Annotated in this window: 1 pseudogene; it reads left to right on the forward strand. The window is 71.1% G+C overall.

Annotated elements, in window-relative coordinates:
• Positions 1-232, forward strand: a pseudogene (locus tag ACQG3P_RS24640) (phosphomannomutase/phosphoglucomutase); the annotation flags it as partial.

Below are 232 nucleotides of genomic sequence, written 5' to 3' on the forward strand. Positions count from 1 at the left end.
TCGGCTCGGTGCTGCAGGTGCAGGGGCTGCGCGACATCGTGGTGGGCCGTGAGGGCCGCCTGTCCGGCCCGGAACTGAGCGCCAGCCTGATCGAAGGCCTGCGCCGCGCCGGCTGCGATGTCACCGACAACGGCCTGGCGCCCACCCCGGTGGTGTACTTCGCCAGCTACCACCTGCGTGCCGGCAGCTGCGTTGCCGTCACCTTCAGCCACAACCCGCCGGACTACAACGG

Origin of the sequence: Stenotrophomonas sp. SrG (genome assembly GCF_050031795.1) — a bacterium.
Classification (GTDB): Bacteria; Pseudomonadota; Gammaproteobacteria; order Xanthomonadales; family Xanthomonadaceae; genus Stenotrophomonas; species Stenotrophomonas rhizophila_A.